The 24,518-nt window shown below is 72.7% G+C and carries 24 protein-coding genes; 8 read left to right on the top strand and 16 right to left on the bottom strand.

Going from position 1 to position 24,518, the window contains the following annotated elements; all coding sequences use genetic code 11:
* Positions 1 to 5: 5 nt before the first annotated feature.
* From ACFYMU_RS29880 to ACFYMU_RS29920, 9 genes are all read right to left on the bottom strand, one after another.
* A complete protein-coding gene (locus ACFYMU_RS29880; protein WP_388379741.1) occupies positions 6 to 1,454 on the bottom strand; it encodes a hypothetical protein in 1,449 nt (482 codons plus the stop codon).
* 275 nt (positions 1,455 to 1,729) lie between these two features.
* Positions 1,730 to 2,704 (bottom strand): N-acetylglucosamine kinase, encoded by a 975-nt coding sequence (locus ACFYMU_RS29885; protein WP_388379744.1) that lies wholly within the window; start codon positions 2,702 to 2,704, stop codon positions 1,730 to 1,732.
* Positions 2,695 to 3,960 (bottom strand): 6-phospho-beta-glucosidase, encoded by a 1,266-nt coding sequence (locus tag ACFYMU_RS29890; protein WP_388379746.1) that lies wholly within the window; start codon positions 3,958 to 3,960, stop codon positions 2,695 to 2,697. Before ACFYMU_RS29890 ends, ACFYMU_RS29885 begins: the two co-directional genes overlap by 10 nt.
* Positions 3,961 to 3,965: 5 nt before the next feature.
* A complete protein-coding gene (locus tag ACFYMU_RS29895; RefSeq protein ID WP_388379749.1) occupies positions 3,966 to 4,859 on the bottom strand; it encodes a carbohydrate ABC transporter permease in 894 nt (297 codons plus the stop codon).
* A complete protein-coding gene (locus tag ACFYMU_RS29900) occupies positions 4,856 to 5,743 on the bottom strand; it encodes a carbohydrate ABC transporter permease (RefSeq protein ID WP_388379851.1) in 888 nt (295 codons plus the stop codon). Before ACFYMU_RS29900 ends, ACFYMU_RS29895 begins: the two co-directional genes overlap by 4 nt.
* A gap of 59 nt (positions 5,744 to 5,802) precedes the next feature.
* Positions 5,803 to 7,137 carry an ABC transporter substrate-binding protein gene (locus ACFYMU_RS29905; RefSeq protein ID WP_388379853.1) on the bottom strand — a complete coding sequence of 445 codons (1,335 nt, stop codon included), beginning with the start codon at positions 7,135 to 7,137 and terminating at the stop codon, positions 5,803 to 5,805.
* Positions 7,138 to 7,251: 114 nt separating this feature from the next.
* Entirely contained in the window at positions 7,252 to 8,463 is a 1,212-nt protein-coding gene (locus tag ACFYMU_RS29910) for an ROK family transcriptional regulator (RefSeq protein ID WP_388379752.1), read from the bottom strand.
* A gap of 213 nt (positions 8,464 to 8,676) precedes the next feature.
* Positions 8,677 to 9,294, bottom strand: coding sequence for a Uma2 family endonuclease (locus ACFYMU_RS29915; protein WP_388379754.1), 618 nt, complete (start codon positions 9,292 to 9,294; stop codon positions 8,677 to 8,679).
* A gap of 206 nt (positions 9,295 to 9,500) precedes the next feature.
* Positions 9,501 to 10,595 (bottom strand): mechanosensitive ion channel family protein, encoded by a 1,095-nt coding sequence (locus tag ACFYMU_RS29920; RefSeq protein ID WP_388379757.1) that lies wholly within the window; start codon positions 10,593 to 10,595, stop codon positions 9,501 to 9,503.
* A 318-nt stretch (positions 10,596 to 10,913) separates the two neighbouring features.
* Between ACFYMU_RS29920 and ACFYMU_RS29925 the strand changes: the two genes are divergently transcribed.
* A complete protein-coding gene (locus ACFYMU_RS29925; protein WP_388379759.1) occupies positions 10,914 to 11,450 on the top strand; it encodes an HNH endonuclease in 537 nt (178 codons plus the stop codon).
* An 87-nt stretch (positions 11,451 to 11,537) separates the two neighbouring features.
* Here ACFYMU_RS29925 and ACFYMU_RS29930 read toward each other — a convergent pair whose 3' ends face one another.
* From ACFYMU_RS29930 to ACFYMU_RS29940, 3 genes are read right to left on the bottom strand one after another with little or no spacing between them, the layout of a single operon-like run.
* Complete coding sequence (locus tag ACFYMU_RS29930; protein ID WP_388379762.1) at positions 11,538 to 12,893, bottom strand: ABC transporter permease; 1,356 nt, start codon at positions 12,891 to 12,893, stop codon at positions 11,538 to 11,540.
* Positions 12,894 to 12,898: 5 nt separating this feature from the next.
* Positions 12,899 to 13,582 (bottom strand): ABC transporter ATP-binding protein, encoded by a 684-nt coding sequence (locus tag ACFYMU_RS29935; RefSeq protein WP_388379764.1) that lies wholly within the window; start codon positions 13,580 to 13,582, stop codon positions 12,899 to 12,901.
* Positions 13,579 to 14,112, bottom strand: coding sequence for a PadR family transcriptional regulator (locus tag ACFYMU_RS29940; RefSeq protein ID WP_388379767.1), 534 nt, complete (start codon positions 14,110 to 14,112; stop codon positions 13,579 to 13,581). Before ACFYMU_RS29940 ends, ACFYMU_RS29935 begins: the two co-directional genes overlap by 4 nt.
* Before the next feature lie 204 nt (positions 14,113 to 14,316).
* Here ACFYMU_RS29940 and ACFYMU_RS29945 point away from each other — a divergent pair, with 204 nt between their 5' ends.
* From ACFYMU_RS29945 to ACFYMU_RS29955, 3 genes are all read left to right on the top strand, one after another.
* On the top strand, positions 14,317 to 14,574 hold the full coding sequence (locus tag ACFYMU_RS29945) for a hypothetical protein (protein ID WP_388379770.1): 258 nt from the start codon (positions 14,317 to 14,319) through the stop codon (positions 14,572 to 14,574).
* Positions 14,575 to 16,752 carry a 4-alpha-glucanotransferase gene (gene malQ, locus ACFYMU_RS29950; protein WP_388379773.1) on the top strand — a complete coding sequence of 726 codons (2,178 nt, stop codon included), beginning with the start codon at positions 14,575 to 14,577 and terminating at the stop codon, positions 16,750 to 16,752.
* A 200-nt stretch (positions 16,753 to 16,952) separates the two neighbouring features.
* Positions 16,953 to 17,192, top strand: a complete 240-nt coding sequence (locus tag ACFYMU_RS29955; protein WP_388379775.1) for a hypothetical protein — start codon at positions 16,953 to 16,955, stop codon at positions 17,190 to 17,192.
* A 112-nt stretch (positions 17,193 to 17,304) separates the two neighbouring features.
* Here ACFYMU_RS29955 and ACFYMU_RS29960 read toward each other — a convergent pair whose 3' ends face one another.
* Positions 17,305 to 17,898 carry a TetR family transcriptional regulator gene (locus ACFYMU_RS29960; protein ID WP_388379778.1) on the bottom strand — a complete coding sequence of 198 codons (594 nt, stop codon included), beginning with the start codon at positions 17,896 to 17,898 and terminating at the stop codon, positions 17,305 to 17,307.
* Between the two features lie 113 nt (positions 17,899 to 18,011).
* On the opposite strand from ACFYMU_RS29960, the gene ACFYMU_RS29965 reads away from it, so the two are divergent.
* The gene (locus ACFYMU_RS29965) at positions 18,012 to 19,484 is read left to right on the top strand and encodes an FAD-dependent monooxygenase (RefSeq protein ID WP_388379781.1); all 1,473 of its coding nucleotides are present in this window, start codon (positions 18,012 to 18,014) and stop codon (positions 19,482 to 19,484) included.
* Here ACFYMU_RS29965 and ACFYMU_RS29970 read toward each other — a convergent pair.
* Entirely contained in the window at positions 19,462 to 19,983 is a 522-nt protein-coding gene (locus ACFYMU_RS29970; protein ID WP_388379784.1) for a MarR family winged helix-turn-helix transcriptional regulator, read from the bottom strand. The genes ACFYMU_RS29965 and ACFYMU_RS29970 overlap by 23 nt on opposite strands.
* Before the next feature lie 110 nt (positions 19,984 to 20,093).
* Here ACFYMU_RS29970 and ACFYMU_RS29975 point away from each other — a divergent pair, with 110 nt between their 5' ends.
* Positions 20,094 to 21,437: an MFS transporter gene (locus ACFYMU_RS29975; protein ID WP_388379787.1), complete on the top strand. Its 1,344-nt coding sequence runs from the start codon at positions 20,094 to 20,096 to the stop codon at positions 21,435 to 21,437.
* Positions 21,434 to 22,396: an EamA family transporter gene (locus ACFYMU_RS29980; RefSeq protein WP_388379790.1), complete on the top strand. Its 963-nt coding sequence runs from the start codon at positions 21,434 to 21,436 to the stop codon at positions 22,394 to 22,396. Before ACFYMU_RS29975 ends, ACFYMU_RS29980 begins: the two co-directional genes overlap by 4 nt.
* Here the strand turns inward: ACFYMU_RS29980 and ACFYMU_RS29985 are convergent.
* On the bottom strand, positions 22,383 to 23,162 hold the full coding sequence (locus tag ACFYMU_RS29985; protein ID WP_388379793.1) for a GntR family transcriptional regulator: 780 nt from the start codon (positions 23,160 to 23,162) through the stop codon (positions 22,383 to 22,385). The genes ACFYMU_RS29980 and ACFYMU_RS29985 overlap by 14 nt on opposite strands.
* On the bottom strand, positions 23,159 to 23,701 hold the full coding sequence (locus ACFYMU_RS29990) for a GntR family transcriptional regulator (protein ID WP_388379796.1): 543 nt from the start codon (positions 23,699 to 23,701) through the stop codon (positions 23,159 to 23,161). Before ACFYMU_RS29990 ends, ACFYMU_RS29985 begins: the two co-directional genes overlap by 4 nt.
* A 283-nt stretch (positions 23,702 to 23,984) precedes the next feature.
* Between ACFYMU_RS29990 and ACFYMU_RS29995 the strand changes: the two genes are divergently transcribed.
* The gene (locus ACFYMU_RS29995) at positions 23,985 to 24,449 is read left to right on the top strand and encodes an NUDIX hydrolase (protein WP_388379799.1); all 465 of its coding nucleotides are present in this window, start codon (positions 23,985 to 23,987) and stop codon (positions 24,447 to 24,449) included.
* Positions 24,450 to 24,518: the final 69 nt, after the last annotated feature.

Raw genomic sequence — 24,518 nt, forward strand, 5'->3', positions numbered from 1 at the left:
CCCTCTCACCGGTACTCCGAAAGCCTGCGCCCGATACCCAGCAACGAGCCCGCCGCAGCCATCACCGCCAGGGCCGCCGCGCCCGCCGGGAGCCCGGTCATCGCGTCCAGGCCGTCGCCCGCCGCCTGCCGGAACTCGCTCTCCTCGTGGTCCAGTGCCTTCGCCAGGTTCGCGTCCACGCTGTCGAAGCACTCTCCGGTGGGCTGGTCCGCCCTGGACCCGATGATCTTGTCCAGTGCCGCCTGGTAGTTGCCGTCGTCGTCCGCGGCCCGCGCCTGCCCGTGGCGCTGCTGCCAGACCTTCATGTTGCCGGTGGCGGCCGTGACGGGCTGCCTGCCTGCCTGGTCGTCGGCGAGGGACTCGGCCTTGCCGAGGCCCTCGGAGAGCGTCTTCATGTCCTGCTGGAACGCGTAGTCGTAGGCGTCCTCGACCGAACCGTCGGGCAGCTTCCTCGTCTCGGCGCCGCGGCTGACCAGCGTCAGGTTCTCGTTGCCGCGGGCGTTGAGGGACGCGATGCGCGCGTCGTGCAGGACGTCCAGCGAGCGGACCCCGTGGGCGTAGGAGGACTCGAGCCCGGCGCGGGCGAGGCTGTGGCCGGCGACCAGCCACAGCAGGACGATCGCGCAGGCGGAGGTGGCGGCCACCAGGCCGCGGTTGAGCACCCGGTTCGTGCGCAGGTAGTGGCGGCGCTGGGCCCAGCCGAGGGCAGCCAGCGCGAGGACACCGAGGGCGATGGCGAGCCAGGGATACGGGGTCGCGTCCGCGTAGTCGGCGCGCAGCCGCTGGTTCTCGTTGCTGTACAGCTTCTGGGCGGCCGGCAGCATCTGCCGCTGCATCGTGTCGTTGGCGGCCCGCAGGTAGGCGCCGCCCACCGGGAAGCCCTGCCGGTTGTTGGCCCGGGCCCGCTCGACGAGGCCCTTGTACCGCGGAAGCAGCGTGTTGAGCCGGGCGATGGTGTCGGCGGACGGCGAGCCGGGATCGGCGCTGGCGGCGGCCCTGACGAGCCCCGCGGCGGCGGTCCGGATGTCCCGCTCGTAGCGCCGGGTGGTCGCGGGGGGCTCCTGACCGCCCGCCAGGAAGCCGCTGGAGGCGGTGGTGTTGGCGTCGGCGAGTGAGCGGTAGATGTCGGCGGCGCCGGCGCTGAGCGGCTGGCTGCTGTGCAGGACGTCGTCGGCTGCGGTGGACCGCTCGGTCATCTGCCAGGCCGTGACGGCACCGAACGCGATGACGAGCACCGCGAGGACGGCACCGATGATGCGCAGCCGGCCCGGCTCGGTGGTGGCGGCGGCCCGCAGTCGGTCGGCGCCCTCGGCGAGGACCGTACGGCGGGGCGGGGCGGCAGGGACGCCCTGGGGCGCGGGGGCCGTGCCCGCCGCGGTCCGTGCCGCCCCCGGCGCGCCGGCCGGCGTGGCGGCCGACGCCGGTGGCGCTCCGCCCTGCTGCGGCTCTGTCACTTGACCTCCCCCATGGTCATCCGTCGGTCGCCTCCGCCCGGAGCACGGGTGGTGCGGACGCAGGTGCACGGCGGCAAGTATCGCCGCCGGGGCCGGCATCCGCACAGGTCTGCACGCGATCTTGTTGCGGATCGCGGTGCCCCCCTCCGGACGTCGCTGCGGCGCAAGCCTCCCCGCACCACCCCCTGTTCATCAATACGTCGTCGGGATCTGTTCGGTTCCCGTACGAGTGGGGAGGTTCCGGGCGTCTCGCGCACCCGCCGCGGCCGGCGCCGTCAGCCGTGTTCGAAGTACGCCCGCACGCGCGCGTGGGCCGGTGCCGGGGCGCGTTCGTGGTCGAGGCCGAGGAGCGCCGCGCCGAGAACCGGCCTGGCCGTGACCACCCGGGGGACCGCCTTGGGGGCGCGGGCGGCCAGCAGTTCCCGCACCCGGTCGTCCAGTTGCGGATGGCGGGCGGCCAGGATGCCGCCACCCAGGAGCACCGGCGTCTCCTCGGCGAGCAGGTCCAGCCGGCCCAGCGCGACCACCGCCATGGCCACCACCTCCTCGGCGAGCCGGTCGACGATCGCGCGGGCCACCGGATCGCCGCTCCCGGCCGTGGCGAACAGCACCGGCGTCAGCTCATGGCGCCGGTCGTGCTCTATCCGCTCCAGGTGGAGCGCCTCGATGAGCGCGTACATCGAGTCGAGCCCGAAGTGCGCGGGCAGGGCGCCCGCCAGGGCCGTGGGGCCGCCCCGACCGTCCTCCGCGCGGGCCGCCCACCACAGCGCCTCCTCGGCCAGGCCCCATCCGCCGCCCCAGTCGCCGGAGATACGGCCCAGCGCGGGGAAGCGGGCGGTGCGTCCGTCGGGGCGCATGCCGACGCAGTTGATGCCGGCGCCGCACACCACCGCGACCCCGCGGGGTTCGGCGACACCGGCGCGCAGGATGGCGAAGGTGTCGTTGCGCACCTCGGTGGTGGTGCCCCAGGCCCGCGCGTGCAGCGCGGCCGTCAGCTGCTCCTCCTCCACGGGCAGGTCGGCATTGGCGAGACAGGCGGAGACGCGCCGGACCGAGGCGGCCCCCGCCGCGGCGAGGGCCCGCCGCACGACCTCCTCCAGCGCGTCCACGGCCGTCTCGACTCCCACCGCCGGCGGCCGGAAGCCGCCGCCGCGGGCGGTGGCGAGGACGTCCCCGCGGGCGGTGACGACGGCGACGTCGGTCTTGCTGTTGCCCGCGTCGATGGCGAGGACGTCCCCGGTCAGGCCCACGCGAGGTGCTCCCGGTTGTGCGCGATCAGCTGGTCGGTGAGGGCGTCGGCGTACGCGTACTGCCCGATGAGGGGGTGGGCGAGCAGCGCACGGAACACCCGCTCGCGGCCGCCGTGCAGCGCGGCCCGGAGGGCCAGCTCCTCGTACGCGGTCACGTTCGCCATCAGCCCCGCGTACAGCGGGTCCACGGCGGGGACCGGCAGCGGGGTCGGCCCGTGGCCTCCCACGGCGGCCTGCACCTCGATCACCGCGTCGTCCGGCAGGAAGGGCAGCGTGCCCTTGTTGGACGTGTTCACCACCTGGTACGGCGATCCGGTGCCGCCCAGCAGCGAGGCGGCGAGGTCGACGGCCGCCTCCGAGTAGTAGGCGCCGCCCCGCTCGGCGAGCAGCGCCGGCTTCTCGTCGAGCGCCGGGTCGCCGTACATGCGGAGCAACTGCCGCTCCATCGCGGCGACCTCCGCGGCCCGCGACGGCTTGCCGCGCAGCTCCCGGACGACCTCGTCGTGCGCGTAGTAGTAGCGCAGGTAGTAGGACGGGACCACGCCCAGCCGGGTGAGGAGGGCACCGGGCAGGCGCAGCCGGGCGGCGATCGCCTCGCCGTGCTCGGCGAGCAGCTCGGGCAGGACGTCCTCGCCCTCGGGGCCGCCGAGCCGCACACCGGTCTCCCAGGTGAGGTGATTGAGGCCCACATGGTCGAGGTGGATGTCGGCGGGCGTCCGGCCGAGCAGGTCGGCGAACCTGCGCTGGAGGCCGATCGCCACATTGCACAGCCCGACCGCGCGGTGGCCCTCCGCCAGGAGGGCGCGGGTGACGATGCCGACCGGGTTGGTGAAGTCGATGATCCATGCCTTCGGGTTGGTGCGGCGGACGCGTTCGGCGATGCCGAGGACCACCGGCACCGTGCGCAGCGCCTTGGCGAGGCCGCCCGCGCCGGTCGTCTCCTGGCCGACGCAGCCGCACTCCAGCGGCCATGTCTCGTCCTGCTCGCGCGCGGCCTGTCCGCCGACGCGCAGCTGGAGCAGCACGGCGTCGGCGCCCTCGACGCCCGCGTCCAGGTCGTGGGTCGTGACGATCCGGCCGTCGTGCCCCTGCCGGGCGAAGATGCGCCGGGCCAGCCCGCCCACGAGTTCCAGGCGTTCGGCGGCGGGATCGACGAGGACCAGCTCCGTCACGGGCAGGGTGTCCCTGAGCCGGGCGAATCCGTCGACGAGTTCGGGCGTGTAGGTCGACCCTCCGCCGACCACGGTGAGTTTCACGGTTGCTAACCCTTCACTCCGGTGAGCGTGACGCCTTCGACGAACGCCTTCTGGGCGAAGAAGAACACGAGGATCACGGGGGCCATGACCAGCACGGTCGCGGCCATGGTGAGGTTCCAGTCGGTGTGGTGCGCGCCCTTGAACGACTCCAGCCCGTAACTCAGGGTCCAGGCACCAGGATTCTCGGACGCGTAGATCTGCGGGCCGAAGTAGTCGTTCCAGGCGTAGAAGAACTGGAAGAGCGCGACGGCGGCGATGCCCGGTCTGGCCATGGGCAGCACGACCTTGAGGAGGGTGCGCAGCTCACCGCAGCCGTCGACCTTCGCCGCGTCCAGGTACTCGCTCGGGAGCGTCATCAGGAACTGCCGCAGCAGGAAGACGGAGAACGCGTCGCCGAACGCCATCGGCACGATCAGCGGCCACAGCGTGCCGGACAGGTCCAGTTGTTTCGCCCAGAACAGGTACATCGGGATGACGATCACCTGCGGCGGCAGCATCATCATCGAGATCACCAGCATGAGGGAGAGACCGCGGCCCCGGAAGCGGAACGTGGCGAGCGCGTAGGCGACCGGGATCGACGACGCGACGGTCAGGACGGTGCCGAGGCCCGCGTAGAGCAGCGTGTTCCGCCACCAGGTGAGGAAGCCGGGCGTGTCGAGGACCGTCCGGTAGTTGCCCCATTCCCATGTGTGCGGGACCAGATCGCGGCTGAGCGCCTGGGTGTCACTCATCAGCGAGGTCAGGAACACGAACACGAACGGCAGCGTGAAGAAGAGGGCGGCGGCGACGCCGAGGGCGTGCACCGCGATCCACTCCAGGGCGGCTCTGCGGCGGGCGGCGCGCCGCGCCGGCGGGGCGGTCGTCGGCACCTTCGCGGGCGGGGCGAGTACCTGGGTCATGATCCGTCACCTGCCAGGTTGAGGCCGCCCCGGCGGCGCATCAGGAACGCGGTGAACACCATCGACAGGGCGAAGAGCACGAGCGCGACCACACAGGCGGAGCCGTAGTCGAAGCGCTGGAAGCCCAGGTTGTAGACGAGCTGGGGCAGGGTGAGCGTGGACTTGTCGGGGTAGCCCGGCTCGAACTGCGTACCGGCGCCCTGGATGACGCCCGAGGCCACCTTTCCCGCGATCAGCGGCTGCGTGTAGTACTGCATGGTCTGGATCACTCCCGTGACCACCGCGAACATCACGATCGGTGAGATGTTCGGGAGGGTGACGTAGCGGAACCGCTGCCACGCCGACGCCCCGTCCAGTTCCGCCGCCTCGTACTGCTCCCGCGGCACGTCCAGCAGCGCCGCCATGAAGATGACCATCAGGTCGCCCACGCCCCACAGGGCGAGCAGGGTGAGGGCGGGCTTGGACCAGTCGGGGTCGTCGAACCAGCCGGGGGCCGGGAGGCCGATCCGGCCGAGGACCGAGTCGACCGGACCGGTGCCCGGGTTGAGGAGGAAGGCGAACGCCATCGTCGCGGCCACCGGCGGGGCCAGGTAGGGCAGGTAGAAGAGGGTGCGGAAGACGCCCGTACCCGTCTTGATCTTCGTGATGAGCAGCCCGACACCCAGCCCGAAGACGACCCGCAGGCCGACCATGACCACGACCAGCCAGAGGGTGTTGCGCAGCGCGGGCCAGAACAGCGGGTAGTGCCCGAACACATACGTCCAGTTCCTGGCCCCGCTCCACGTCGGCGGCCTGAACCCGTCGTAGTGCATGAACGAGAAGTAGACCGTGGAGATCAGCGGGTACGCGAAGAAGACGGCGAAGCCGATCAGCCAGGGTGACATGAAGGCGGCGGTGCGCAGGGCCGCCCGGCGGCGTCTCGACGCGAGGGTGAGCGTGCTCGTCACTGCTTCGCCTGCGCGATGTCCGTGTCGATCTGCGCGGCCGTGCTCTTCAGGCCGGCCGTGAGGTCCTTGGCCTTGCCGCTCTCGTAGTCGTAGCCGAACTGCTGGATGGTCACGAGGTACTGGCCGCCGTTGACGGAGGCCGGTGTCGTCGTCGAGCCCGGGTCGGCGGCGATGTCCAGGAACGTCTTGAAGCGCGGGTCGTAGCGCAGTTTCGGGGACTTCAGCGCGGCCAGCGTGGAGGGCACGTTGTGGATGTCGTTGGCGAAGCCGACCACCGCGTCCGTGTCGGTGGTCATGTACTTCACGAGTTCCCAGGCCGCGTTCTGCTTCCTGCTGGTGGCGGCGATGCCGGTGACGGTGCCGGTGATGTAGCCCTTGCCGTACCGGGCCGCCTGGTCGTCGGGGACGGGCAGCGGGGCCACCCCGATGTCGAAGGCGGGCTCGGCGGCCAGGGCCATGCCCAGGCGCCACTCCCCGTCGAGCTGCATGGCGACCTGTCCCGTGTGGAAGGGGTGCCTCGGACCCCATTCGTCGCCCAGCCGGGAGCGGTACCTCTCCAGCCTCCCGAAACCGCCGAGTTCGTCCACGAGCCGCTTCTGGAGGGCGAAACCGGCCCTGAAGGCCGGGTCCTTCGCCAGTCTCGACCTGCCGTTCCCGTCGAAGTACGTCGGGGAGAACTGCGCGAAGTAGTGCTCGGTGGTCGTCTCCCAGCCGTGGTAGTCCGGCATGAACCCGAGCTGTCTGAAACCGTCGCCGTCGGGGATCGTCAGCTTCTTCGCGTCCGCCTCGAACTCCGACCAGGTCCGGGGCGGGCGCGTGATGCCCGCCTTCCGGAAGGCGGTCTTGTTGTAGTAGAGGCCGTACGCGTCGCCCAGCAGCGGCGCGGTGCAGCGGTTGCCGTCGTACTGGGTGTACTCGTTCATCGCCTTGGGGAACGTCGTGTCCGGATCGATGCCCGACTTCTCGAAGAAGGGGTTGAGATCGACGAGGGCGCCCGACGAGCAGAACTTGCCGACGTTGTTGGTGGTGAAGGAGGAGATGACGTCGGGGGCCCGGCCGCCGCCGGTGCGCAGCGCCTGGTTGATCTTGTCGTCGGTCATGTCGGCGACGACGTTGACGTGGATGTCGGGGTGCGCCTTCTCGAAGCCCGCGATCAGCGCGCCCACGGCCTTGGTCTCGGCGGGCGCGCTCCAGGCGTGCCAGAAGTTGACGGTGGTCTCCCCGGACGCGTCGTCGTTCGCGCCGGAGGAGGACTGGCCCGTGCAGGCGGTGGTGAGGAGGGCGGCCGACGCGACGAGGGCAAGAGCCGTCCTTCTGGCGATTTCGGGCATGACTTCGGGCATGACGGGGTCTCCCTGGGACGGGCGTGGTGTGGATGCGGCCGGGGCCGGGTGCCGGGTCCGGGGCGGAACCGCAGTGGAACCGCGGTGGAACCCGGCCGGTGCTCAGCGCGAGGTGTCGAAGACCTCGTCGCGGGTGGCGGCGAGCGCGCTCTCCAACGCGCCGCGCAGCACGGGGTGTTCGCGTACGTCGCCGACGACGAGGCGCGGCCGGGACGCGGCCAGCTCCTCCAGTTCGGCCTGGATCAGGGCCCTCAGCGGCTCGCCCCCGGCGGTGAGGCAGGCGCCGCTGAGGACGACGAGTTCGGGGTCGAGCATGGAGACGAGGGAGGCCAGACCGGTGGCGAGCCGGGTCGCGTACGCCTCCAGCAGCCGGCGGTGGGGGCCCGTGGCGCTGTCGGCGCCCAGGCCCACGAGGGTGGCGGCGACCTCGGCGTACGGGCCGCCGGGCACGTCCTGGACGCCGAGGTCACGGGCGAGTTCGGGGACGGCCTGCGAGCCGGCCAGTTCCTGGAAGCCGCCGCTGTTCGCCTTGGTCACCTGCCGGACCAGGGGGGCGCCGGGCACCGGCAGGAAGCCGACCTCGCCCGCGCCGCCGGTCCAGCCGCGGTGCAGTCGGCCGCCGAGGACGAGCGCGGCGCCGAGACCGGCCTCGTTCCACAGCAGGACGAAGTCGTCGTGGCCTCTGGCGGCGCCCAGGCGCTGTTCGGCGAGGGCGACGAGGTTGACGTCGTTCTCGTACTCGACGGGCATCGGGAGGGCGGCGGCGAGTTCGCCGAGCAGGGTGGGGGAGTGCCAGCCGGGCAGGTGGGAGGCGTAGCGCAGCCGGCCCGTGGTGGGGTCGAAGGCGCCCGGGGTGCCGATGACGACCCGGTGCACGTCCGCGACGGCGAGCCCGGCGGCCTTCACCGCGCCGTCGAGGGCGTCGGTGACCTGCCGCACCACCGGCTGTGCCGGGCGGCGGCCCGGCGTCGGCAGCTCGTACTCGCCCACCGTCCTGCCGGTGATGTCGGCGACGGCGGCGTGGATGCGCTCGGGGGTGACGTCGAGGCCCGCGACGTGGGCCGCGCCCGGATTGACCACGTAGAGCTGGGCGTTGGGGCCCGGGCGGCCCTCGCTGGTGCCGGTCATCAGGACGAGGCCGGCGGCTTCCAGCCGGGCGAGCAGTTGTGAGGCGGTGGGCTTCGACAGGCCGGTGAGCTTGCCGATACGGGTGCGGCTGAGCGGACCGTGCGCCAGGAGCAGATCGAGGGCGGCGCGGTCGTTCATGGCGCGCAGCACGCGCGGGGTGCCCGGCGTACCGGCGGATCCTGCCATGTGTGTCGCCACCTGCCTTTCAACGGCCCAGCTTCCCAGCGCGGCCGCCGGGAAGTCCACCGGTGACCACCGCGGGACCGGTCGTGTCCGGCGTCCCCGCGGAGGCCACTGTTAGGAAAGTTTCCTATTGCGGTGACAGGAAGGTAGGCCGAGGGGTGCGGGGGCGTCAAGGGTGGCTGCGGCGGCAACCGACTCGTTACGCGGGCCTCCGGCTCAGCTCTCCAGGAACGGGGCCGTGTCCACGGCGGGGTAGGGGGCCGGGAGGGGGAGAGGCTCTCCGAGGTGGACCTTGGACTCGTTGCCGTAGTACGCCTTGGTGGGGTCGCCGGCAGGCGTCGGGTCGGTGTAGCAGTGGGCCGTCCTGGTGGTGCGGTTGATCAGGACGTAGACAGGGACGCCGGTCGCCGCGTAGGTGCGCAGCTTGGGGCCGGTGTCGGTCTCGTGGTTGGTGGAGGTGACCTCGCCGACCAGCGTGATCATGTCGATGGGATACCAGCCCTTGTGGGTCTTGCGGTACGACTCGTCGAGTTCGGTCGCCCTGCGGCGGCGGACGTAGAAGTCGGGGATGACCAGTGCCTGCGTCCGACCGTCCTTGTGGGCGACACGGAAGCCCATTCCGAATCCCGCCAGGGGGAAACCCGCACTGTTGAACTGGAGAAACAGCTGCGCGATGCCGTCGCTGTGTTCTTCGTCCGGCTGAGGCGGCACGATGCCCGTCTCCTCGATGTACTGCGGCCGGATCGGCATCTCCGACGCCTCTTCGAACGCGATCAACAGGTCGATGGGGTCCACCTGCGTCATGACCGGCTCCATGATCGGTTCGGCGCTCATCGCTGGTTCTCCTCGTCACACTGGTGCCAGGCTACGCCCACGCCGGGTGTCCCGGTGGGAGCATGCGTGACCCCGTCGGGCCGCTGACCTGCAGAACCGTTCCCTTTCACCTTCACCCGAACGAGCATGCCGAACCGTTCCGTCGCCCGGAAACCAAGAGAGGCCCCGGACTCCCGGACACCGCCTCCCCCGTACGGCCTCTGCCCCTACTTCGCCGCCGGCCGCGCCGGCGGTATCGGCGACGCCGCCTCCGCCTGCGGGGACGCCGCGTCCGAGTACACCGCCGGGGCCGCGACGGTCGCCGCCGGGTCCGGGGCCGGGTCCTCCTGGGCCGGTGCCGTCGCGCCGCCGACGATGCGGATGTCGGCCGCGTCGAAGGCCCGCTTGATGCGCCAGCGCAGCTCACGCTCGACCGTGAGCGCCTTGCCGGGCATCGTCCGGGCGGAGACGCGCACGACCATCGAGTCGAGCAGCACGCTGTCCAGTCCGAGCACCTCGACGGGGCCCCACAGGAACTCGTTCCACGGCTCTTCCTTGCTCATCCGCTCGGCGACGGCGTCGAGGGTCGCCTTCAGCCGGTCCAGGTCCTCCGAGGCCCGGACGGTCACGTCGACGCCCGCCATCGCCCAGCCCTGCGACAGGTTGCCGATCCGCTTGACCTCGCCGTTGCGGACGTACCAGATCTCGCCGCCCGCACCCCGCAGCTTCGTCACGCGCAGGCCCACCTCGATCACCTCGCCGGTGGCCACCCCCGCGTCGACGGTGTCACCGACGCCGTACTGGTCCTCGAGGATCATGAACACGCCGGACAGGAAGTCCGTCACGAGGTTGCGGGCGCCGAAACCGATCGCCACACCCGCGACACCGGCGGAGGCCAGCAGGGGCGCCAGGTTGATCTGGAAGGTCGCCAGGACCATCAGCGCCGCCGTGCCCAGGATGAGGAACGAGGCCACCGAGCGCAGTACCGAGCCGATCGCCTGCGAGCGCTGGCGGCGGCGCTCCGCGTTCACCAGCAGACCGCCGAGCGTGGTGCCCTCGGCCGCGTCGGCCGTACGGCTCATGCGGTCGATCAGCTTGGTGATCGCCCGCCGCACCATCACTCTCAGCACCGCCGCGATCACCAGGATCAGGACGACCCTGAGGCCGATCGCGAGCCACGTCGACCAGTTCTGCTCGACCCAGCTCGCGGCATTGGTCGCGCTGTGCTGGGCGTCCTGGAGCGTCACGGCGGCCGGGTTGTCCGCCGGCGTCCCGGACGGTGACGGAGCGGCGCCGGTGGCCGGCAGGGCGGGCAGGGACACGGCAGGTACCTCCTGGTGCAGGCTCTGCCTCCGGTGTGAGCGGTCAGGTCACGGAAAGGTCACCGGACGGGCAGGGTCACCACACTAACGGGGCATCGTGTGGGGATCATGGCGATGTTCGAAGGAGGGCCCGTGCGCACCCGGGGAAGTACCCGGGGAAGCAAGGGGGCGCGCGCCGTGGGGCACGCCGGGTGTGGTCGAAAACACTCCCAGCCCGTTACCGGGACATGGTGGCGCTTCCACCAGGCATGAGGGGAGACTTACTGCAGATCGTCCCGGCGCGAGCCACGCGCCGCCGGCGTACAAGGAGGCATATCCGTGCCGCACGTCCTGGTCCTCAACGCGTCGTACGAGCCACTCGGCGTCGTACCGCTCCGCCGCGCGCTCGTCCTCGTCCTCGAGAACAAGGCCGTCTGCCTCGAGGAGTCCGGCGCCTACATGCACAGCGCAACCGTCACCGTCCCCGCGCCCAGCGTGGTCCGGCTGAAGCGATTCGTTCGGGTTCCCTACCGGGGGCCCGTTCCTCTCACCCGCCGCGCGCTCTTCGCGCGCGACGGCGGCCGGTGCATGTACTGCGGTGGCGTCGCAACCAGCGTCGACCACGTCATTCCGCGCAGCCGCGGTGGTCAGCACGTCTGGGACAACGTGGTGGCGTCCTGCCGCCGCTGCAACCACGTCAAGGCCGACCGCCATCTCTTCGAGATCGGCTGGCGGCTCCGTCACAAACCCGCGCCGCCCACCGGTCTGGCGTGGCGCATCATCGGCACCGGACACAGGGACCCGCGCTGGTTGCCCTACCTGCGGCCGTACGGCGCGGACGACGCCCTGGCCCGGATCGACGGCATTTCCGCCTGACGATCCGGGCCTTCGCGTTTCCCGGGGCGCCGCCCGTGCGCGCACCTCGGAACCGGCCCCGGGAGCCAGCGCCCCCGGGGCCGGACGTCATGCGTGGCGCAGCTCCGCCGGACGCACCGAGCGGCGCAGCAGGGGCAGGGACGTGGCCGCCGCCAGCAGGCAGGCCGCGTACACCACGACCGGCACCAGCAGCGGGAGCAGAGGCACGGGCGTCCCGCCCGTGCCGGCCAGCGACGCGTACCAGACGCCGATGCCCATGCCCCCGAGACCCGCCAGTGCCACCGACGGCGCCAAGGGCAGGGCCGTCTCCAGCAGCAGCGCACGGCCCAGCACGGCGCGCGGCACCCCGGCGGCGACCTGCGCGGCCAGCTCCCGGCGCCGGGCGGCGAGCGACTCCGCGGCGCCCACCGCCAGGGCGGAGAGCGTGATCGCGAGGGCGAGCAGCAGGGCGGCGCCGGTGAGGTCGACGCCGGTGGTGTAGAAGGAGACGTCCATGGCGAGCGAGTCGGAACCGCGCAGGCGCAGCGTGTCCAACAGCACCGTCCGCACGCCCACGAACCCGGTCCCGACGACCGTGACCAGCACGACGGCCGCATGGGTGCGGGCCGTGGCCCACGGGTCGTCGCACAACCGTTCCGCCGCGATCAGCACCGCCGGATCGTCGGTGCGGCGCGCGAGGGACCGGCCGATGCGCTGGGAGACGACACCGGTCAGCCAGACGGCGCCCGTACCGGTGACGACCACCGTGGTGAGTACCAGCGCCGGGGCCGTGCCGAACACGTAGAAGGAGGCCGGTACCGCGACGAGCCCGATGAGCAGAACGCCCCACACCGCCGGCGGGAGCACCGCACCGGGGGCCTGCCCGGCCCGCGGACGCACCCGGGGCACCCGGCGCACCCGCCCCAGCGGCTCGGCGACCACCCTCCGCAGCGCCCACACGCTCACCAGCGTCCCCAGCACCGGCACCGCCGCCACGACCAGCGCGCCCCCCGCCCACACCGTGACCGGCGGCGTCCGCCACAGGCGCAGCAGCAGCGGCACGAAGACCGCCGCAGCGGCCAGCGAGCCCGCGAGGCAGACCGGCCCCGCCTCCAGCGCCGCGATCCGCCGCACCTGACCCGGCGCGGCCCCCGCCAGCCGCAGCCCGGCCAGCCGTCGGTCGCGGTGCACCGCGCCGATGCGGGCGCACTGCCCGAGGAAACCCAGCACGGGCACGAGCAGGAGCAGCAGCGTGAACGCGATGCCGCGGCGCTCGCCGGGGTTGTTCAGCAGACCGCTCGCGAGCGCGATGTTGTAGTGCCCGCGCAGCCCGGTCACCGCGACCGCGGCCAGGGCGAGCGCCGTGGCGAGCCCGGCGCCCACCCCCGTGAGCAGCGCCCGCCACCACTCCCGTCGCCGTGACCCCCGGGTCAGCAGCCAGGCCAGACGGAGGTCCCTCGTCACCGCGTTCACCGTGCCCCCTCCGTGGCCACCGCCGGCACGCCGTCCCGCAGCGTCACCTCACGGTCCGCGTACGCTGCGACCTGCGCGTCGTGCGTGATCAGCAGCACCGCCGTACCGGCCTCGCGGGCCGTGCGGGTGAGCGCGGTCATCACCTGTTCCCCGGCCAGGGAGTCCAGCGCGCCGGTCGGCTCGTCCGCGAAGACCACCCTCGGCCCGGTCACGAGCGCCCGTGCGAGCGCCACCCGCTGGGCCTGACCCCCGCTCATCTCGCCGGGCCGCGACGCCTCCTGCCCGCGTACACCGAACCGTTCCAGCCACTCGCCCGCCTGCTCGCGGGCCGCCCGGCGCGGGGTGCCGGAGAGGAGCAGTGGCAGTGCCACGTTGTCGAGCGCGGTCAACTCGGGGATCAGCTGCCCGAACTGGAACACCACCCCGAACTCCGTGCGCCGCAGCTCGGTCAGCCGTTCCTCGGTCAGCCGGTCGAGGCGCTCCCCGGCGTAGACCACCGTGCCCGAGTCGGGGCGCACGATGCCCGCGAGGCAGTGCAGCAGCGTGGACTTGCCACTGCCGCTCGGCCCGGTGACGGCGAGGATCTCGCCGGCGTCCAGTGCGACGGAGGCGCCGCGCAGCGCCGGGGTGGGGCCGTGCGCCTTGCACAGGTCGTGGCCCGTCAGAAGGGGGCTGCTCATGCTGAGTCGACCTCCGCGGTCAAAGTCGTGAGCCGGTCCGCCGTGGCGGTCATCCAACGGAGGTCGGCATCGAGGTGGTTGAGGGCGTAGTCGGCCGAGAGCACCGTGGCCAGGTCGGCATGGGGCGCGGTCTTCAGCGTCGTCAGCTCCCGCATCCGCGCCATGTGGGCGGCGCGCTGCGCCGCGAGGTACGCGGCCGGGTCCGCCGACGCGAGGATCGAGACGACCACCTTGGCGAAGATCTCGTTCGTCACGAACGGAGCCGGAGGGCTGATCTCCCCGGCCCACCGGGTCAATTCGCGCGAGCCCGCATCCGTCGAGCGGTACAGCGTGCGCTCCGGGCCGCCGTCCGAGTCGGTCCCCTCGACCTCGGCGAGACCGTCCCGCACCAGCCGCTGCAACGTCGTGTAGGCCTGCCCGTACGCCAGGGGGCGTGCCTGCGGGAACCGCTCGTCGTGCCGCCGCTTGAGGTCGTAGCCATGGCTCGGCCCCGCGGCGAGCAGTCCGAGGAGGATGTGACGGGTGCTCATGGAGATCATTATGCACTCGATACATGTACTGAGTGAATAGTGGGGGGAGGGGCCGCGGCACAGGGCTCCCTGACCGTACCGGGTGCTTTGCCCTGGTACGGTCTGTGACCGAACGCACGTTGTCCGTCCTCGTACGTCTGCGGCCGTGCCCGCTGGGTAGGGCTGCTCTCACCCGCGACGCCGTACGACGACAAGGAGGCCCCCGTGGCCGCACCGGCACGTCCCCCGCTCCCCGCCCTGTCCAAACCCGGGGCGGAGCCGTCCGCCGAGCCCCGCACCGCGCTGTGCGTCCTCAGCGCCGAGGGCGCCAGGACCGAGGCGCCGCTGACCAGCGAGCCGCCGCTGCCCGACGCCGAGCCCCTCACCAGCGAACCCCCGCTCGCCGACCCCGCGCCCCTGACCAGCGAGACCGCCGCCGGCTTCGACGGCACGGGGTGCTGCCCGGACCGTACGGGGTACTAGATGCCGGCCGACCCCGCGCGCGACGGGACGCCGCTGGCCCGGCTCGCCGCGCTGCACGGCGTCGCCACCTCCTACCGCCCGGCCCCCGACCGCACGGTCGCCGCGTCGGACACCGCGGTCACCGCGGCCCTGGCCGCGCTCGACGTCGACGCGAGCACCCCGGACGCCGTACGCCGCGCCCTCGCCGCCCGTGAACGGGAACTGCGCGGGCGGCTGCTTCCGCCGACCGTGGTCGGCTGGGGCGGACGGCCGCCCGACGCGCTCGCCGGCCTCCCGGACGGCACCCGCCTGAGGGTCGTGACCGAACAGGGCGAGACGCGCACCTCGGCCGAGCACCTCCCGCCCGGTGTCCACGCGCTGCACGCCACCGCGCCCGACGGACGCACCGCGGACGCCCACCTGGTCGCGGCCCCCGACCGGCTGCCCGCGCCGCCCGCCCGCTCGTACGGACTGCTCGTCCAGCTCTACTCCCTCCTCTCCCGCCGCTCCTGGGGCATGGGCGACCTCGGCGACCTCGCCGAGCTGACCGCATGGGCCTCACGGGCGCTCGGCGCCGGGTTCGTGCAGGTCAACCCGTTGCACGCGGCCGTACCCGGCGCCCCCGCGGACCCGTCCCCGTACCGTCCCTCCTCCCGCCGCTACCCGGACCCGGTGCACCTGCGCATCGAGGACGTCCCCGAGTTCGCCCACGTCGAGGACCGCGGCCGCGTCCGTACGCTGCTGGAGCGCGCCGCGCGGCTGCGGGAGTCCGTGCTGGACAAGGACGAGCTCATCGACCGCGACGCCGTGTGGGAGCTCAAGCGCGAGGCGCTGGAACTCGTGCACACCGTGCCGCTCGGGCCCGGACGGCGCGCCGCGTACGCCGACTTCCTCGCCGAGGGGGGCGAGGCGCTGGAGGACCACGCGACCTGGTGCGCGCTCGCGGAGGTGTACGGCTCCGACTGGCACGGCTGGCCGGCCCGGCTGCGCGATCCGCGGTCGGCCGCGACCGCCCGCGCCCGCGCCGAGCTGATGGACCGCGTCGACTTCCACAGCCGGCTCGCCTGGCTCACCGACGCCCAACTCGCCACCGCCCAGCGCACCGCGCGCGACGCCGGGATGGCGGTCGGGCTCGTCCACGACCTCGCGGTCGGCGTGCACCCGGGCGGCGCCGACGCCTGGGCGCAGCAGGAGTACCTCGCGGCCGGCATGTCGGTGGGCGCCCCGCCGGACGCCTTCAACCCGCGCGGTCAGGACTGGGGCCTGCCGCCCTGGCGCCCCGACCGCCTCGCCGCCTCCGGCTACGCCCCCTGCCGGCGGCTCCTGCGCGCCCTGTTCCGGCATGCGGGCGCCCTGCGCGTCGATCACGTCATGGGTCTGTTCCGGCTGTGGTGGGTGCCCCAGGGGCAGCCGCCCACGGAGGGGACCTACGTGCGGTACGACGCCGAGGCGATGCTCGCCGTCCTGGTCCTGGAGGCCGCCCGTGCCGGGGCGCTGGTCATCGGCGAGGACCTCGGGACGGTGGAGCCCGGTGTCCGCGAGGCGCTGAACGCACGCGGGTTGCTCGGCACGTCCGTCCTGTGGTTCGAACGCGACTGGGAGGGCACCGGACGGCCGCTGCCGCCGGAGCGCTGGCGGGCCGACTGCCTGGCCACCGCCACCACCCACGACCTGCCGCCGACGGCCGCCCGGCTGGCCGGCGAGCACGTCGAACTCCGCGACCGGCTCGGACTGCTGACCCGCCCCCTGGACCGGGAACGCGCCGAGGCGGCCGCCGACACCCGCGAATGGCTCGCCCTGCTCTCCCGGCTCGGACTGCTCAAGGGGGTGGGCGGAGGGGGCCCGGCGGTGTCGGAGGAGTCCGAGATCCAGGCCGTGTACCGGTTCCTGCTGCGCACCCCCGCCCGGCTGATCGGGGTCTGGCTGCCCGACGCGGTGGGCGACCGGCGCCCGCAGAACGTCCCCGGCACCTGGGACCAGTACCCCAACTGGCGCCTGCCGATCACGGACGCGGAGGGGCGCCCGGTCACCCTGGAGGACCTGGCGGCCTCACCGCGCCTGCACGCGCTCGTGAACGTGGTGCGGGGCAGAGGCGGAAGCGGGAGGGGGAGCGGGAGCGAGGACGAGGGCAGGGGCCCGGGTGGGGACGAGGGCAGGGGCGAGGGCGGGGGCGCGGGCGGGGCGGACGCGCGGCGGTGAGCCTGGGCCGCGCGCCGGAGGCTGCGCCGGGGCCGTTCGCGGGGCCGTTCGCGGGGTTGTTCGCGAGGCCGTTCGCGGGGTCGTTCACGGGGCCGTGTGGGGCCGTTCGCGGGGCCGCGCACCGCGGTCGTGCCCGGGCCCGTGCCCCGTACGGGCACCCCGGGCGCGCGGCCTGTTCGGGGGTTCGCTACTTTTGCACCGTGGACAAGAAGAACGCCCTGCGCGCCGGCGCCCTGGCCGCCGGTACGACGCTGATGATGCTGCTCATGTCGTCCCCCGCGCTCGCGCTGACGCGCGACGACGGCGACGACCCCGGTCAGGGGCTGAGCGTGGTGGACACGCTGGGCCTCTTTGTGGCGCTGCCGGTCGTGATGTTCCTGGTCATCGCCGGCCTGGTCATGGTCTTGGACAGGTCCCGCAAGCAGCCGAAGCAGGGCTGACACCTCTCCTCCCTACCTCCGTCGAGGGAGCCCGCGCACCGTCCGGTGCACGGGCTCCCTCGACGTGTTTTCCCGCACCTGGACCGGTGGCGGTGCTGCGGCTGCCACAGCACTAGGGATGCGGCGCCGCCAGATAGCGCTGCACGGTCGGTCCCAGCCAGGCCACGATCTCCTCGCGGGCCAGGGCGACGACCGGCGGGAACTTCAGCACGTACCGCGCGAGCGCCATCCCCAGCACCTGTGACGCGATGAGCCCGGCCCGGGCGGACGCCTGCTCGGGGTCCGGGCAGACCTGCCGCGCGACGGGCAGCAACTGGTCCCGGAAAATCCCCTGGAGCCGTTCGGCCCCGGCCGCGTTGGTGACGCCGACGCGCAGCATCGCCGTGAGCGCCTCCAAGTTGTCCTCCCACAGGGAGAGGAAGTGCGTCACCAGGACCTCGCCCGCGTCGTCCCGCCGCAGCCGTGCGGGTTCGGGCAGCCGTAGGTCGACGTCGAGGACGGCGTCGAACAGGCCCTCCTTGGAGCCGAAGTAGCGCATCACCATGGAGGGGTCGATCCGCGCGTCCTTGGCGATCGCGCGGATGGTGGCGCGTTCGTAGCCGTCGGAGGCGAAGCGTTCCCGTGCGGCGGTGAGGATCGCGGTGCGGGTGGCGTCGGAGCGGCGGGGCGCGGTGGCGTCAGGGCGGCGGGGTGGGTTCTCGGCCATGCCAACAACCGTAGGCCAACATGTGTTGACAGTCCAGAGCCGTCCGCCTATGTTGGCAAACAAGCGTTGGCAAACAACCGTTGGCCTACGAGCGTAGGCATCAGGAGGTCGCCATGTCAGGCAAGACCCGCACCCCCGCTCCCGGCCACGGGACCACCGAAGGTGTCCTCGTCGTCGGCTCCGGCCCCACCGGGCTCCTCCTCGCCGGCGACCTCGCCTCCGCGGGCGTCCCCGTCACCCTCGTCGAGAAGCGCCCCCACAAGATCAGCAACCTCTCCCGCGCCTTCGTCCTGCACGCCCGCACCCTGGAGCAGCTCGACGCCCGCGGGCTCGCCGACGCACTGGAGGCCGTGGGGCAGCCGCTCTCCGACATCCGGCTCTTCAGCCGCCTCTCCATCCGCCTCGACACCCTTCCCTCCCGCTTCGACCACCTCCTCGTCCTGCCGCAGTACGAGGTGGAGCGGGCGCTGGAGCGGCGCGCGGTCGAGGCCGGAGTGCGGTTCGTCCACGAGACCGAGGTCACGGGCCTGACCCAGGACGCCGACGGCGTGACCCTCCAGGTCCGGGACGCGAACGGGGAGCCGGGCGAACTGCGTGCCGCCTACGCCGTGGGCACCGACGGACTGCGCAGCGCCGTGCGCCGAGCCGTCGGGCTGCCCTTCCCCGGCCGGTCCGTCATCCGTTCCGTCGTCCTCGCCGACGTCCTCCTCGACGAGAAGCCCGAGCAGGTGCTGACCGCCAACGCCGTCGGCGACGCGTTCGCCTTCGTCGCGCCCTTCGGCGACGGCTACTACCGCATCATCGGCTGGCACCGCGGCCGCGACGTCCCCGACAGCGAGCCGCTCGACCTCGAGGAGGTCCGTGAGATCGTCCGGCTGGCCCTCGGCCGCGACTTCGGCATGCGTGACGCCCGCTGGATGTCCCGCTTCCACAGCGACGAGCGTCAGGCGCCCGCCTACCGCGTCGGCCGCGTCTTCCTCGCCGGCGACGCCGCGCACGTGCACACCCCGGCCGGCGGCCAGGGGATGAACACCGGCCTGCAGGACGCCGCGAACCTCGCGTGGAAGCTCGCGGCGGTCCTGCGCGGCCACGCAGGACCGGCCCTCCTCGACACCTACCAGTCGGAGCGCCACCCCGTCGGCAGGGCGGTGCTGCGCAGCAGCGGCGGGATCGTCCGGCTGGCGATGGCCAAGCGCCCCTGGACGCTGGCGCTGCGCGCCGCGCTGACCACCGTCGTCAACCGTGTCGGCCCGGTCCGGCGGCGCGTGGTGGGTCAGATCACCGGCATCGGCTACGCGTACGCCGCCCCCCGCGGGGCCCACCCGCTGGCCGGCAGGCGCATGCCCGACGTGGCCCTCACCACCGGCCGGCTGTACGAGGCCCTGCGCGGCGGCCGGTTCGTCCTCGTCACCCCGGAGGAGTACGAGGCGGGCGGCCGCGCCGACCGGCTGGCGGTGACGCACCGGGCGGGCGGGCGCCGCACCACCGTGCTGGTCCGGCCGGACGGACATGTCGCCTGGGCCGCGGAGGCCCCCGACGCCGCGCAGCTGGAGGCGGCACTGGTCAGCTGGACGGGCCGGAGGTGACCGCACCGGCGAGCAACTGACGCAGCAGGTCGGCCAGGTGGCCGGCCTGCTGTGCGTTCAGCGTGTTCAGCGCCTCCGTCTGCACGGCGAGGCCCGCGCCCACCGCCTCGTCGATCCGCCGCAGGCCCTCCTCCGTCAGCGTCACCCGCAGTCCGCGCCGGTCGTGCGGGTCGGGGGAGCGGCGCAGCAGCCCGGCCCGCTCCAGCTTGTCGAGGCGGCCGGTCATCCCGCCCGTGGTGAGCATGAGCGTGGCCGAGAGCCGGCGGGGGGAGAGGGTGTAGGGCTCGCCGGAGCGGCGCAGGGTCGCCAGTACGTCGAACTCCCCGCGCGAGAGCCCGAAGCGTGCGTACGCCTTCTCCATCCGGTCGCCCATCGTCCGGGACAGCCGGTAGATGCGCCCGAACACCTCCATCGCCGCGGTGTCGAGGTCGGGGCGCACGGCGGCCCACTGCTCGATGATCGCGTCGACGGGATCCCCGGGGGCGTTCTCCTTGGTCATGCGGCGAGTATCCGCAGCACTCCGCTTGGTCGCAAGAAACCGGCTTGATGTTAAGTTACTTAGAGCTAAGCTACTTTTCGCTAAGCGAACCTGGGGAGTGAGGAGGGGGCATGACGACGGGCCCGAAGCGTGGCAGAGGCACACCGGGGGAGTGGGCGCTCCCCGTCGCGGCCGCGGTGAACGGGGTGGGGACGGGCATGTACATCCCGTTCTCGCTCGTCTTCTTCCACCACATCACGGGGCTCGGCTTCGCCGTCGTGGGCGCCGTGCTCACCGTGACCGGACTCGCCGGGCTCGTGGCGCTCCCCTGGGCCGGAGCGGCCGTCGACCGCTACGGCGCCAAACGGGTCCAACTCGCCCTGTACGGCGTCCGCGTCGTCGGCTTCGCGCTCTATCCCCTCGCCCACGCCCTCTGGGCCTTCGCCGCCGTCGCACTGGTCACCGCCGCCGCCGACCGGGCCGCCCCCGCCGCACAGCAGTCGCTGATCGGCGAGCTGGCCCGCGGCGCCGGGCGCGACCGGCTCCAGGCCGCCACCCGGGCCCTGCAGAACGGCGGCAACGGCGCCGGAGCCCTGCTCGCCTCCCTGGTCATCGGGCTCGCGGGCGACGCCGGGTACCGCTACGCGGCCTGGGGCAACGCCCTGTCGTACGCGCTGGCGGCGCTGTTGCTGCTGCCGCTCAGGCCGGTGCGGGACGGTGGTGGTGCGCCGGGCACCAGGGTGAAGGCCGGCTACCGGCTCGTCGTCGCCGACCGGCCCTTCCTCGTCGTGATCGGTGCCAACTTCCTGAACGCGCTGAACTACTCGGCGCTCTCCGTGCTCTTCCCCCTCTTCATCGTCGGCTGGCTGCACGGGCCGGACGCCCTCACCGGCGGCGCGTTCGCACTCAACACTGCGCTGTGCGCATGCGCCGGGATCTTCGTCGGCGGGCGGGTGCGGCGGGCCGGCGCCCGGCGCACCCGGGCCGCGGCGCTCGGCGGGGCGCTGTTCGCGCTCTCCTTCGTCGCACAGGTCGTGCTCGGCACGGTGCGGCCGGACACCGGGTGGGTGGTCGACGCCGCGCTGGTCGCCGTGGTCTGCGTCTACACGCTCGGCGAACTGATCCACAGCCCCGCCGCGGAGGTGCTCGCCGTGTCGGCCGCGCCGGAGGCGGTGCGCGGACGCTGTCTGGCCGCCTACCAGATGTCCTGGTCGCTGGCCAAGGCGGTGGCGCCGTCGCTGTTCACCGGACTGCTGGCGGTGGACGGGCGCGTGCCGTGGGTCTTCCTCATCGCGACATCGGCGGTGGCGGCCGGGCTGCTGCTGCGCGTGGAGCGGCACCTGCCGGTGGAGGCCGTCGTGCCCGCTGCTCCCGGCGGGGTCACGGTGGTGGGCGACGCCGTTTCCCGCCCGGGCCACGCGCTCACCCCGGCCGTCTCGCTCAACTCTCCCTCCCCCGGGACGAACTCGTCATGAAGCGGTACGCCACGGTCGTGCTCACCGCCCTCGCCCCCGTCTCCTGGGGCACGACCTACGCCGTCACCACCGAGTTCCTGCCGGACGGCCGTCCGCTGTTCACCGGCCTGATGCGCGCCCTGCCCGCGGGACTGCTGCTGCTCGCGCTCGGACGGGTGCTGCCCCGCGGCGCCTGGTGGTGGCGGGCGGCGGTGCTGGGCGCCCTCAACATCGGCGCGTTCTTCCCGCTGCTGTTCCTGTCCGCCTACCGGCTGCCCGGCGGCATGGCGGCCGTGGTCGGGTCCATCGGGCCGCTGTTCGTGGCGGGCCTCTCGGCGCTGCTGCTCGGGGAGCGGCCGACGGCGCACACGTTGCTGGCGGGTGCGGCGGCGGCCCTCGGCGTCAGCCTCGTCGTCCTCAGGGCGGCGGGCGCGCTGGACCCGGTCGGGGTGCTCGCCGCGCTCGCCGCCACCGCCTCCATGTCCAGTGGCACCGTGCTCACCAAGCGCTGGGGCCGCCCGGACGGCGCCGGCCCGCTCGTGCTCACCGGCTGGCAGCTGACCGCAGGCGGGGTGCTGATCGCGCCGGTCGCCCTGCTGGTCGAGGGAGTGCCGCCCCCGCTCGACGGGCGGGCCGTCGGCGGTTACCTGTACCTCGGCCTCGCGAACACGGCGGTCGCGTACTGGCTCTGGTTCCGCGGCATCGGACGTCTGACCGCCACCCAGGTCACCCTCCTCGGCCCGCTCTCCCCGCTGACGGCGGCCGTCATCGGCTGGGCCGCGCTCGGTCAGGCCCTCACCCCCGTCCAACTCGTCGGTATGGCCGTGGCGTTCGCGGCAACGGTCCTCGGCCAGCTCGGGCCGCGCGAGGCGGGCGGTGACGGCGGGGGCTCCGTGCCGGACCGTTCGGCTCGGCACGGAGCACGGGAGGAGACCCGACGGACCGGACGCTGCGACGGTGATCCGGTCACTCCGGCGTGAACTCGTATTGCAGTTCGTACAGATGTCCGGCCTTCACCATGACGGTGACTTCGACCGGGCGACTGTTGTCGCTGTACACGACGCGCAACGTACGCAGCACGGGGAGATCGCTGGGTAGGTTCAGGGCGTGATACTGCTCCTGGGTGGGAACTCTGGCGGAGACGCGATCCACGCTCAGACGCGGAGGGAATCCGAGCTCGGCGAGGAGGGTCGGAGTGCCGCCGCTGATCTTCCGCGTGTCGGCGAGGGCCGTGTCCCGAGCAATGGCCAACGGGTAGTAGGACTTGACCAGTTCGACCGGTTCGCCGTCTATGGAGAGGACTTGGTGCCGTAGCAGAGCGGTCTCGCTGTCGGCGAGGTCCAAGCCGGCGGACACATCGGCAGGAGGCCGTACCTCCGCTACATCCAGCAAGGTGCTGTGTGCCCGACCGCCGTGCTTCGCGGCCTCGGTCAGCCACCGGTAAGGCTGTCCCGAACAGGCTGGAGCCATGTATGCGGCGGGGCGCATGGTCCGCTGCCGGTGTTCGCGGACGGTGACCGCCGCACCAGCGCGCCCGACGACGAGCTGCTCGTCCTTGAGGACCTGGAGCGCCTTCTGAATGGTGGCGTTGGAAGCGCCGAATCTCGCCTTGAGCTGGGCTGTGGAGGGCAGATTTGCGCCCGGTGCCAGGTCGCCACTCATGATGTCGTCCCGGAGGTCGGCGGCGATCCGCTCGTGGAGTGAGCGCCGGTCTGAGGAGCCGGTTTCGATGGTGAGCACGGTCATCCGATCCTGATCTCATAACGCAGCCGCTGTCGATCCGCCGGCATGACCATCATGTCGACCTGGACGGGCCGGTCGTCGCCGTCCAGCGTGACCCTGCTCAGTCGGAGGACAGGGTCGTCCCGATCCAGACGCAGGGCTTCGCGTTCCTCCGAACTGGGCATGCCCGCGGTCACATCCTCACGTACTCGTACCCCGATATGCCCGCGTTCAGCGAGGAAGGACACGGCCCCACCTGGGATCTTGCGCTTTACGGCGAGACGGGTGCCGCGGGCGATGCTCGCCGGATAGTAAGTGTCCGTCAACTCGCAGGCTTCGCCGTTCAGTTCGATGATTCTGCGGCGCACGACAACGGTGTCCCCCGCCTGCAGGCCGAGGAGGCCGGCGACTTCGTTCGGAGCGGGCGTCTCACCGGCGTACGCGATGCGCTGGCTGCCTTTTCCCCCGCGGAGGGTGGCCTCGGCTTCCCAGGCGTCGGGCTGCCCCTTCTCTCGGGGTGTCAGGTACGGCATCGAGGTGCTGACCCACATGGTGTCGCTCACGGTGTCCTCCTGCGCGGGGGTGTTCGACCTTGCCGCTTTACACGTTAAGTGGCTCGCGCTGCCACCCGCCGAGGGAGGGATCCCGCGCCTTTCTGCATTTCGCGAATAGTGATATGGCTGCCGTGATCCTACATCTCAGAGGAACGAGGCGGTGGCCCACTGTGGCTTTGTCGCGGCAACGACGATTTCCCCGAGCTCGCAGCTCCGTGAGGGCTGCGCGCGCCTTCGCCCTCGAAACGCTCACGCAGTGGGGCTGCACCGATCGGCACGACGATGTGCGGTTATGCGTCTCGGAGCTCGCTGCCAACGCCTTGCTGCACGGCGTTCCGCCAAAGAGTTCCGGGGTCATGTCACAGCCGGGGCGATCCTCGCCGACCCTGCGGGCCGCGTCCTCCACGTCAGGCATCTGGCCTTGAACCGCTGGCTCCTGCCCGGCGGACACACCGAGGCGAACGACGTCAGCCTTCTCGCCGCTGCACAGCGGGAGCTGACAGAGGAGACCGGCATCCCGGCCTCGGTCGTCATCCCGGCCGGGCACCGTCCCCTGCACATCGACGCCCCTCGCATCCCGGCCAACACTGCCAAAGGCGAGCCGGAACACAGGCACTTCGACTTCAGATTCCTCTTCCGCACCTCGGCCGACGTCGTCGAACTGCAAACCGAGGAGGTCACCGCCGCGGCCTGGCGCTCCGCTGACACCATCGAGAACGAAACGCTGCGCAGCCGGGTCCTCGAAGCGTTGCGCTGACGAGGCGGCGGGCGTGCCCCGTGGCGCGCCGTTCCCCGGCAGGATCCGAGCACACGAAAAGGGCGCCCG

Source organism: Streptomyces sp. NPDC007264, assembly GCF_042869095.1.
GTDB lineage: Bacteria > Actinomycetota > Actinomycetes > Streptomycetales > Streptomycetaceae > Streptomyces.

Coding starts and splice junctions, on each gene's coding strand:
- ACFYMU_RS29895 (WP_388379749.1), bottom strand. CDS start 4,859: ATGACCCAGGTACTCGCCCCGCCCGCGAAGGTGCCGACGACCGCCCCG.
- ACFYMU_RS29900 (WP_388379851.1), bottom strand. CDS start 5,743: ATGTCACCCTGGCTGATCGGCTTCGCCGTCTTCTTCGCGTACCCGCTG.
- ACFYMU_RS29905 (WP_388379853.1), bottom strand. CDS start 7,137: ATGCCCGAAATCGCCAGAAGGACGGCTCTTGCCCTCGTCGCGTCGGCC.
- ACFYMU_RS29910 (WP_388379752.1), bottom strand. CDS start 8,463: ATGGCAGGATCCGCCGGTACGCCGGGCACCCCGCGCGTGCTGCGCGCC.
- ACFYMU_RS29915 (WP_388379754.1), bottom strand. CDS start 9,294: ATGAGCGCCGAACCGATCATGGAGCCGGTCATGACGCAGGTGGACCCC.
- ACFYMU_RS29935 (WP_388379764.1), bottom strand. CDS start 13,582: ATGAGCAGCCCCCTTCTGACGGGCCACGACCTGTGCAAGGCGCACGGC.
- ACFYMU_RS29940 (WP_388379767.1), bottom strand. CDS start 14,112: ATGAGCACCCGTCACATCCTCCTCGGACTGCTCGCCGCGGGGCCGAGC.
- malQ (WP_388379773.1), top strand. CDS start 14,575: ATGCCGGCCGACCCCGCGCGCGACGGGACGCCGCTGGCCCGGCTCGCC.
- ACFYMU_RS29960 (WP_388379778.1), bottom strand. CDS start 17,898: ATGGCCGAGAACCCACCCCGCCGCCCTGACGCCACCGCGCCCCGCCGC.
- ACFYMU_RS29965 (WP_388379781.1), top strand. CDS start 18,012: ATGTCAGGCAAGACCCGCACCCCCGCTCCCGGCCACGGGACCACCGAA.
- ACFYMU_RS29970 (WP_388379784.1), bottom strand. CDS start 19,983: ATGACCAAGGAGAACGCCCCCGGGGATCCCGTCGACGCGATCATCGAG.
- ACFYMU_RS29975 (WP_388379787.1), top strand. CDS start 20,094: ATGACGACGGGCCCGAAGCGTGGCAGAGGCACACCGGGGGAGTGGGCG.
- ACFYMU_RS29980 (WP_388379790.1), top strand. CDS start 21,434: ATGAAGCGGTACGCCACGGTCGTGCTCACCGCCCTCGCCCCCGTCTCC.
- ACFYMU_RS29985 (WP_388379793.1), bottom strand. CDS start 23,162: ATGACCGTGCTCACCATCGAAACCGGCTCCTCAGACCGGCGCTCACTC.
- ACFYMU_RS29995 (WP_388379799.1), top strand. CDS start 23,985: ATGCGTCTCGGAGCTCGCTGCCAACGCCTTGCTGCACGGCGTTCCGCC.